This is a genomic window from Sphaerisporangium rufum (assembly GCF_016863395.1).
In the GTDB taxonomy this organism is placed as follows: Bacteria; Actinomycetota; Actinomycetes; order Streptosporangiales; family Streptosporangiaceae; genus Sphaerisporangium; species Sphaerisporangium rufum.
In genome coordinates, this window is sequence record NZ_BOOU01000017.1 from 119,641 (window position 1) to 127,392 (window position 7,752).

General features: G+C 74.1%; 8 protein-coding genes. 6 read left to right on the plus strand and 2 right to left on the minus strand.

The annotated features are described in order from the left end of the window. Positions 1-16: 16 nt before the first annotated feature. Positions 17-1,003: a ferrochelatase gene (locus Sru01_RS06910; RefSeq protein ID WP_203983021.1), complete on the minus strand. Its 987-nt coding sequence runs from the start codon at positions 1,001-1,003 to the stop codon at positions 17-19. A 74-nt stretch (positions 1,004-1,077) separates the two neighbouring features. On the opposite strand from Sru01_RS06910, the gene Sru01_RS06915 reads away from it, so the two are divergent. Then, positions 1,078-3,066, plus strand: coding sequence for a S9 family peptidase (locus tag Sru01_RS06915; RefSeq protein ID WP_203983022.1), 1,989 nt, complete (start codon positions 1,078-1,080; stop codon positions 3,064-3,066). Further along, positions 3,063-3,863: an inositol monophosphatase family protein gene (locus Sru01_RS06920; RefSeq protein WP_203983023.1), complete on the plus strand. Its 801-nt coding sequence runs from the start codon at positions 3,063-3,065 to the stop codon at positions 3,861-3,863. Before Sru01_RS06915 ends, Sru01_RS06920 begins: the two co-directional genes overlap by 4 nt. Before the next feature lie 53 nt (positions 3,864-3,916). Here the strand turns inward: Sru01_RS06920 and Sru01_RS06925 are convergent, their stop codons facing one another. Then, positions 3,917-4,081 (minus strand): hypothetical protein, encoded by a 165-nt coding sequence (locus Sru01_RS06925; RefSeq protein WP_203983024.1) that lies wholly within the window; start codon positions 4,079-4,081, stop codon positions 3,917-3,919. Positions 4,082-4,410: 329 nt separating this feature from the next. Here Sru01_RS06925 and Sru01_RS06930 point away from each other — a divergent pair, with 329 nt between their 5' ends. From Sru01_RS06930 to Sru01_RS06945, 4 genes are all read left to right on the plus strand, one after another. After that, complete coding sequence (locus tag Sru01_RS06930; protein WP_203983025.1) at positions 4,411-5,064, plus strand: response regulator transcription factor; 654 nt, start codon at positions 4,411-4,413, stop codon at positions 5,062-5,064. A gap of 212 nt (positions 5,065-5,276) precedes the next feature. Then, positions 5,277-6,521: a sensor histidine kinase gene (locus Sru01_RS06935; RefSeq protein WP_373869496.1), complete on the plus strand. Its 1,245-nt coding sequence runs from the start codon at positions 5,277-5,279 to the stop codon at positions 6,519-6,521. Between the two features lie 277 nt (positions 6,522-6,798). Next, positions 6,799-7,098, plus strand: a complete 300-nt coding sequence (locus Sru01_RS06940; RefSeq protein ID WP_203983026.1) for a DUF4193 domain-containing protein — start codon at positions 6,799-6,801, stop codon at positions 7,096-7,098. 17 nt (positions 7,099-7,115) lie between these two features. Next, on the plus strand, positions 7,116-7,752 hold a 637-nt coding region (locus Sru01_RS06945), incomplete at its 3' end, for a hypothetical protein (protein ID WP_239137041.1).

Sequence of the window (7,752 nt, forward strand, 5' to 3'; positions counted from 1 at the left end):
CAGCGCGGCCGGCCGATCAGCGCGGTCCCTCGGCCGCCGCCGGCCGGGCCGCCCGTGGCCGCGGCGCCGGGCAGCAGCCCGCCGGGCAGGGCGCCGGCTCCGGCTCGGCCAGCAGCTCGGCGACCATGGAGACGAACCGCGGGTGGGTGCCCGCCGTCGCGGCCCGGGTCAGGTGCAGGCCGAGGTCGCGCGCCACCTGCGCGGCCTCGGTGTCGAGGTCGTAGACGACCTCCATGTGGTCGGAGACGAAGCCGATGGGGACCAGCACCACCGCCTCGGTGCCGGCCGCGCGCAGCGCCGCGAGGTGGTCGCACACGTCGGGCTCCAGCCACGGCACCTGCGGCGGGCCGCTGCGGCTCTGCCAGACCAGGTCGAACGGCCGGTCGCCGGCGACCAGGGCGGCGGTGGCCCGCAGCTGCTCCTCGTAGGCCCCGCCGTCCGGTCCGGCGGTCGCCGCCATCGACAGCGGGATGCTGTGCGCGGTGAACACCAGCCGGGCGCCGGCGCGATGCTCGGCGGGCAGCCGGTCGATCGCCTGCCGGGTGTGGTCGGTCATCGCGGCGACGAACCCGGGATGGTCGAAGTAGTGGCGCAGCCGCACCACCGCCGGCGCGCCGGGCACCTGCGCCCTGGCCTGGGCGATGTCGTCCAGGTACTGCCGGCAGCTGGAGTAGGAGCTGTAGGCGGCGGTGATGAAGGCGGCCGCCCGCCGCACGCCGTCGCCGGCCATCTGCCGCATGGTGTCGGCCAGGAAGGGGTGCCAGTTGCGGTTGCCCCAGTAGATGGGCAGGCCGACCACCGGGCGCAGCGCGTCGATCAGGTCGCGGCACTGCCGGTTGATCGGGCTGACCCCGCCGGCCTGGTGGTAGTGCTCGGCCACCTCCAGCAGGCGCTCGCGCGGGACGTCCCGGCCGCGCACCACGTTCTCGAGGAAGGGCATGACGTCCTCGGGCTTCTCCGGCCCGCCGAACGAGACCACCAGCAACGCGTCGTAACCTGCCATGCCCCCCATCCAACCGCATCGGGCGGCCGGTCCCCGCACGCGGCGCCGCCGCCGCGGCCGGTAGGTTCGGCGAGGTGAGCTACTTCAAGGATGTCCGTGATTACGTCGCCCTGCCGCGGGTGGTCTCGCTGCGGCTCTCCCCGGACGGATCCCGGCTGGTGTCGGCGGTCCAGTCGCTCCGGCCGGACGGCAAGGTGTACGGCACGTCGATCTGGGAGGTGCCCGTCGAACCCGGCGGCGAGCCGCACCGGCTGACCCGCTCGGCCGAGGGCGAGGCGGGTGCGGAGTTCGCCGCCGACGGTGACCTGCTCTTCGTCTCCCGGCGCCCCGATCCGGCCGCCAAGGACCCGGCGGACGCCGACGTCCCCGCGCTGTGGTCGCTGCCCGCCCGCGGCGGCGAGCCGGTGAAGGTCGCCGAGCGGCCGGGCGGCGTCGGCGCCGTCCGCGTCGGCGGCGAGACGGTGGTGCTGGCCGCGGACGTGCTGCCCGGTGACGCCGCCGGCGAGGCCGATCGCCGCGCCGCGCGCAAGGACGCCGGGATCAGCGCGGTGCTGCACGAGGGCTACCCGGTCCGGCTGTGGGACGCCGACCTCGGCCCCGGCGCGCCCCGGCTGTTCGCCGCCGACCCGGCCGGCGCCGCCCCGCCGCGCGACCTGACCCCGGACGCGGGCGCCGCGCTGGTGGAGTGCTCGTTCGCGGTGACCCCGGACGGCCGGACCGTGGTCACCACCTGGCAGGTCCCGCTGCCCGGTGGCGACCTGCGGACCGATCTGGTGGCGATCGACGTCGCCACCGGGGAGCGGCGCACCCTGGCCACCGGTGCGGACTTCGACCACAACGCCGCGGTCGCGATCTCCCCGGACGGCCGCCGGGTCGCCTGCCACCGGGAGCAGTGGGCCACCGAGGAGCGCGGCGTGCGGTTCTCGGTGTGGATCGCCGACCTGGCCACCGGAGAGGGCTCGGCGCACGCCCCCGGCCTGGTCGCCGCGAGCGTGGCCTGGGCGGCCGACTCCTCGGCGGTGTACGTCGCGGCCGACGAGCGGGGCCGCCGCCCGGTATTCCGCGTTCCGGTGCACGGCGAGCCGGAGCGGATCACCGGCGGCGACCACGCCTACGCCGAGCTGTGCCCCTCGCCGGACGGCCGGTACCTGTACGCGCTGCGCAGCTCGGTCGCCGCGCCCGCCGCCCCGGTGCGGATCACCCTGGCCGGCGCCGAGGCCGGCGAGGTCGCCGAGCTGCCGTCGCCGGCGCCGGCGGTGGAGGTGCCCGGCACGCTCACCGAGGTCACCGCGACGGCCGACGACGGCACCGAGATCCGCGGCTGGCTGGCGTTGCCGGCCGGGGCGGGGGAGGGCAACCCCGCGCCGCTGCTGCTGTGGGTGCACGGCGGACCGCTGGCCAGCTGGAACGACTGGTCGTGGCGGTGGAACCCCTGGCTGATGGTGGAGCGCGGGTACGCCGTGCTGCTGCCCGACCCGTGCCTGTCCACCGGTTACGGCCAGGAGATGATCGAACGCGGCTGGGGCGACTGGGGGCCGCGCACCGAGGCCGACCTGATGGCCGTCACCGACGCCTGCGTGGCCCGTCCGGACATCGACGGCGACCGCACCGCGATGATGGGCGGCTCGTTCGGCGGCTACATGGCCAACTGGATCGCCGGGCACACCGACCGCTTCCGCGCGATCGTCACGCACGCCTCGCTGTGGAACCTGGAGCAGTTCGCCGGCACCACCGACGGCGCCTACTACTGGCGGCGGGAGTTCGGGCCGGTGGGCGCCGAGCGGTACCGCGCCCTGTCGCCGCACCGGTGGCTGGACGACATCCGCACGCCCATGCTGGTCATCCACGGGGACAAGGACTATCGCGTGCCGATCGGCGAGGCCCTGCAGCTGTGGTGGGACCTGCGCCGCTCGCCGGCGGAGTCGAAGTTCCTGTACTTCCCGGACGAGAACCACTGGGTGCTCAAGCCCGGCAACGTGCGGGCGTGGTACGAGACCGTGCTGGCCTTCCTCGCCCGGCACGTGCTCGGCGAGGAGTGGCGGCGGCCGGAGACGCTGGGATGAGCGACCTGCTGGAGCTGGCGGTCGCGGTCGCCCGGGAGGCGGGGGACATGCTGCTCGCCGAGCGGCCGGCCCGGCCCGCGGCGGTGGCCACCAAGTCCAGCGCGACCGATGTGGTGACCGAGCTGGACCGGGCCTCCGAAGAGCTCATCCGGGCCCGGATCCTCGGCGCGCGGCCGGGGGACGCGTTCCTCGGCGAGGAGGGCGGCAGCACCGCAGGCGGCCGGGTCCGCTGGATCGTCGACCCGATCGACGGCACGGTGAACTTCATGTACGGCCTGCCGGACTGGGCGGTGAGCATCGCGGTGGAGGTGGACGGCGCGCTGGTCGCCGGCGCCGTCAACGTCGCGCCGCGCGGCGAGCTGTTCGCCGCCGCGCGCGGGCGGGGCGCCGAGCTGCTGCGCGACGGCCGGCCCGCCGAGCGGCTGAGCTGCAACACCGGCGTGCCGCTGCCGGCCGCGCTGATCGCCACCGGCTTCGGGTACCTGCCGGAGCGGCGCGCCGTGCAGGCCGAGGTGCTGGCGCGGGTGCTGCCGCGGGTGCGCGACATCCGGCGCGGCGGCTCGTGCGCGGTGGACCTGTGCTCGGTCGCCGCCGGCCGGGTGGACGGCTACTACGAGCGGGGTCCGCAGGAGTGGGATTTCGCCGCCGGCGGCCTGGTCGCCGCGGAGGCGGGGGCCCGGCTGGGCGGGCTGCGCGGCCGGCCGAGCGGTCCGGCGCTCACCTTGTGCGCCGCGCCGGGGCTGTTCGAGGAGCTGCACGATCTGCTGGTGCCGCTCGACCCCGAGCGCGACGCCTGACCCTCGGACATGGGCGAGGGCCCGCCCGCCGGGCGGGCCCTCGCCGGCCGATGTCAGTGCGCGATCTCTACGCCGTTGTCCACGGCGAGCCGGTGCAGGTCCTCGATCTCGGCGGTGAGAGTGTCGGCGAGGAAGTCGTCGCCGCCGTCCCTCGCCTCCTGGAGGCCCTTGTAGGCCTGGTCGAGACGATGTTCGATCGTGGAGGTGAACTCGCCCATCTCACCTTCTTTCTCAAGGGGGTGGAGCCTTAGGCTGCCGCATGATCGGGCCCGGTGGCCCGAGGGGGTGGCTCCCCGGCGGCGATAAAGGGTCTTGCGGGTTTACCCAGCAGCGTGTCGCTCTTAAACCATGAATCCTGAATGTCTGGGGTGTGCCGTACGTCACGTGCCCGGAACCGGGCCCGCGGGTGCTTACCATGCGCTTAACCAGGGTGTGACAACAATGATTCCGCGGACGCGGACGTCCGGCGAGGTGGTGGCCGGCCGGGCGCCGCCGTCCCGCGCCGGGCCGGATCTACCAGCCGGATCTACCAGGAGGTGCCAGAGCCGTGCGCGTGCTTGTGGTGGAGGACGAGCGGGTGCTCGCGGACGCGATCGCGACCGGCCTGCGCCGGGAGGCGATGGCCGTGGACGTGACCTACGACGGCGCCGGGGCGCTGGAACGCACGTCCTACATCGACTACGACGTGATCGTGCTGGACCGCGACCTGCCCAAGGTGCACGGGGACGACGTGTGCCGGAAGCTGGTGGCCGACCGGACCGCCTCCCGCATCCTGATGCTGACCGCCTCGGGGGAGGTGGACGACAAGGTCGAGGGCCTGGAGCTCGGCGCCGACGACTACCTGGCCAAGCCGTTCGCGTTCATGGAGCTGGTGGCCCGGGTGCGGGCGCTCGGCCGCCGCTCGGCGCCGGCGCTGCCCCCGGTGCTGGAGCGGGCCGGCATCCGGCTGGACCCGGGCAAGCGGCTGGTCACCCGGGAGGACCGCGAGATCGCCCTCACCAAGAAGGAGTTCGCCGTCCTGGAGGAGCTGATGCGGGCCGAGGGCGCCGTGGTCAGCCAGGAGGACCTGCTGGACAAGGCGTGGGACGAGAACATCGATCCCTTCACCAACGTGGTGCGGGTGACGATGATGACGCTGCGCAAAAAGCTCGGCGAGCCGGCGGTGATCGAGACCGTGCCGGGAGTGGGTTACAAGCTGTGAGCGATGAACCGCGGCGGCGGGAGGCCGCCGGCACCGACCGGCCGGCCTTCGTCCGGCCGCAACCCCTGATCGTCCCGCCGGGCGTCCCGGCCGGCCCGCCGCCGGGGGACCCGGCCGGCCGGCCGCCGGGGGACCGCACCGCGGCGGCCGGGCCGGCGGACGCCGGATGGCGCGACCGCACGCCCACCGTGGAGAGCGCCCGCCGCCCGTTCCTGCCGCGCGCCGTCCCGCCGCCGCCGACCGGCCCGCCCACCTGGGACGGCCCGCCGCCGGTGGCGCCCCGCCCGGTCGGCGGGGACCTGCTCGCCCAGCTGCGGCGGATCTCCGGGCGGATGAGCATCCGGCTGCGGCTCACCCTCACCTACGGGGCGCTGTTCTTCCTGGCCGGCGCGCTGCTGCTCGCGGTGATCTGGTTCTTCGTCGGCCGCAGCATCTACGACTCCTGGCCGCCGCCGCCGTTCAGGCTGGATCAGATGCCGGCCGAGTACGCCGCGGACTTCGGGGAGGCCTGGGCCGCCTTCCGCTACGACACGGTGACCGCCGCCCGGGCCCACCTGGTGACCAGGTCGCTGATGGCGCTGGCCGGCGTCGGCATCCTCGCCCTCATCGTCGGCTACTTCGTGGCGGACCGGGCGCTGCGGCCGATTCAGAAGATCACCGCCACCGCCCGCCGCCTGTCGGGGACCTCGCTGGCCCACGAGCGGATCGGGCTGCAGGGGCCGGACGACGAGATCAAGGAGCTGGCCGACACCTTCGACGCGATGCTCACCCGGCTGAACCGTGCGTTCGACGCCCAGCGCCGGTTCGTGGACAACGCCTCCCACGAGCTGCGCACCCCGCTGGCGATCAACCGCACCGTGCTGGAGGTCGCGGTGAGCGACCCGGGCGCCTCGGAGGACCTGCGGGTGCTGGGCCGCACGCTGCTCGGCACCAACGCCCGCAACGAGCAGCTGATCGAGGGCCTGCTCCTGCTGGCCAGGAGCGAGCGGGAGCTGGCGGTGCGCAAGCCGGTCGACCTGCGCGAGGTGGGCCAGACCGTGGTCGAGCAGCATGTGGCCTACGCGGCGGAGAACGGGGTCGCCGTGCACACCGACCTGCGCGCCGCTCCGGTCATGGGAGATCCGGTGCTGCTGGAGCGGCTGGTCGCCAACCTGCTGGAGAACGCCGTCAAGCACAACGTCGCCGAGTCCGGCGAGGCCTGGCTGCGGACGGGAATGGTGGACGGCACGCCCGTCGTTCAGGTGGCCAACACCGGACAACACGTGCCGGCGTACGAGGTGGACGACCTGTTCGAGCCGTTCCGCCGGCTCAACTCCGACCGGGTGGAGTCGGCGCGCGGCGCGGGCCTCGGCCTGTCGATCGTGCGGGCCGTGGTCCGCGCGCACGGCGGCACGGTGAGCGCGGTCCCCAGGGAGGGCGGCGGCCTGGTGATGACGGTCCGGCTCCCGGCCCGTTGATACGGCGGGGGGCGTCTCGTTCACGTCAGACATGTGGTTGGATGTGCCGTCGAACGCGATGGAACCTGTCGCCAATGCTGAGGTTTTCGCCATATTTGGCTAACCGGCGGCGAAGGCGGCGGCACCGTCACGTGTCCGGAGGTTCGGCAGCCGTTCCGACGGGGTACCGATTGCAAAATTCCCCGGGAGATACGGGCACAAGATGGACCGCCCAGACGTTACAGACGCGCGAGCACGCATGTTCGCGCGCGCCATGGATAGAGGGGGATGACGGCAGATGGCCACCGACTACGACAGTCCACGTAAGACCGACGACGATCTGAACGAGGACAGCCTCCAGGAACTGCAGGCGCGGCGGACCGACAAGTCCTCCGGCAGCATCGACATCGACGAGACCGATCTGGCCGAGTCGCTCGAGCTGCCCGGTGCGGACCTGTCCAACGAAGAGCTCTCGCTGCGGGTGATCCCCCGGCAGGCGGACGAGTTCACCTGCGCCCGCTGCTTCCTGGTGCACCACCGCAGCCAGCTGGCCTCCGAGAAAGGTGGGCAGCAGATCTGCCGGGAATGCGCGGCCTGAGAATCTAAGGAGGCTCCGTGACCGCGTCAGGAGCGGACCGATCACCGCAGGACGACCCCGGCCTCGCCGATCCGCCCGCCAAGGCGGACGAGGCGAGCGCCGAGGTCGCCGAGCTGGTGGGCCGGCTGGCCGACCCCGCCGACCTGGACGGCTCCGAGCGGCGCAGGCTGCTCGGCCGCCTGGCCGCCAGGCTGGTCACCGTGGGCCGCAAGGCCAGGGAGACCGGCACCGGCAGGGGGCGATGGCTCGCCGACCTGTTCGCGTCCATCGCGCCACGGCTGCCGGTCCGCGATCTCGCCACGCTGCGGGAACACCACTACGGCCTGACCGGTGAGGAGCTGGCCGACGATCTGGTCCGCACCGCGGCCAAGGCCACCACGGCGGTCGGCGCCGTCGGCGGAGCGCTGGCGGCGGCGGAGTTCGCCGCGCCGCCCCTGCTGCTGTCCGCGCCGGCGCAGCTGGTGGCCGAGACCCTGGTGGTCGCGGCCATCGAGGTCAAGCTGATCGCCGAGCTGCACGAGGTCTACGGCGTCCAGGTGCCCGGCACCCGCGCCCAGCGCGCCTTCGTCTACACCGCCGCCTGGTCCCGGCAGCGGGGGGTCGACCCCCTCGCCCCCGCTTCGGTGAACCTCGCGCTCGGTACCGCGGCCAAGG

Excerpts from the sequence above, each read along its gene's own strand:
- Sru01_RS06910 (WP_203983021.1), bottom strand. The coding sequence starts at position 1,003 with ATGGCAGGTTACGACGCGTTGCTGGTGGTCTCGTTCGGCGGGCCGGAG.
- Sru01_RS06940 (WP_203983026.1), top strand. The coding sequence starts at position 6,799 with ATGGCCACCGACTACGACAGTCCACGTAAGACCGACGACGATCTGAAC.
- Sru01_RS06925 (WP_203983024.1), bottom strand. The coding sequence starts at position 4,081 with ATGGGCGAGTTCACCTCCACGATCGAACATCGTCTCGACCAGGCCTAC.
- Sru01_RS06920 (WP_203983023.1), top strand. The coding sequence starts at position 3,063 with ATGAGCGACCTGCTGGAGCTGGCGGTCGCGGTCGCCCGGGAGGCGGGG.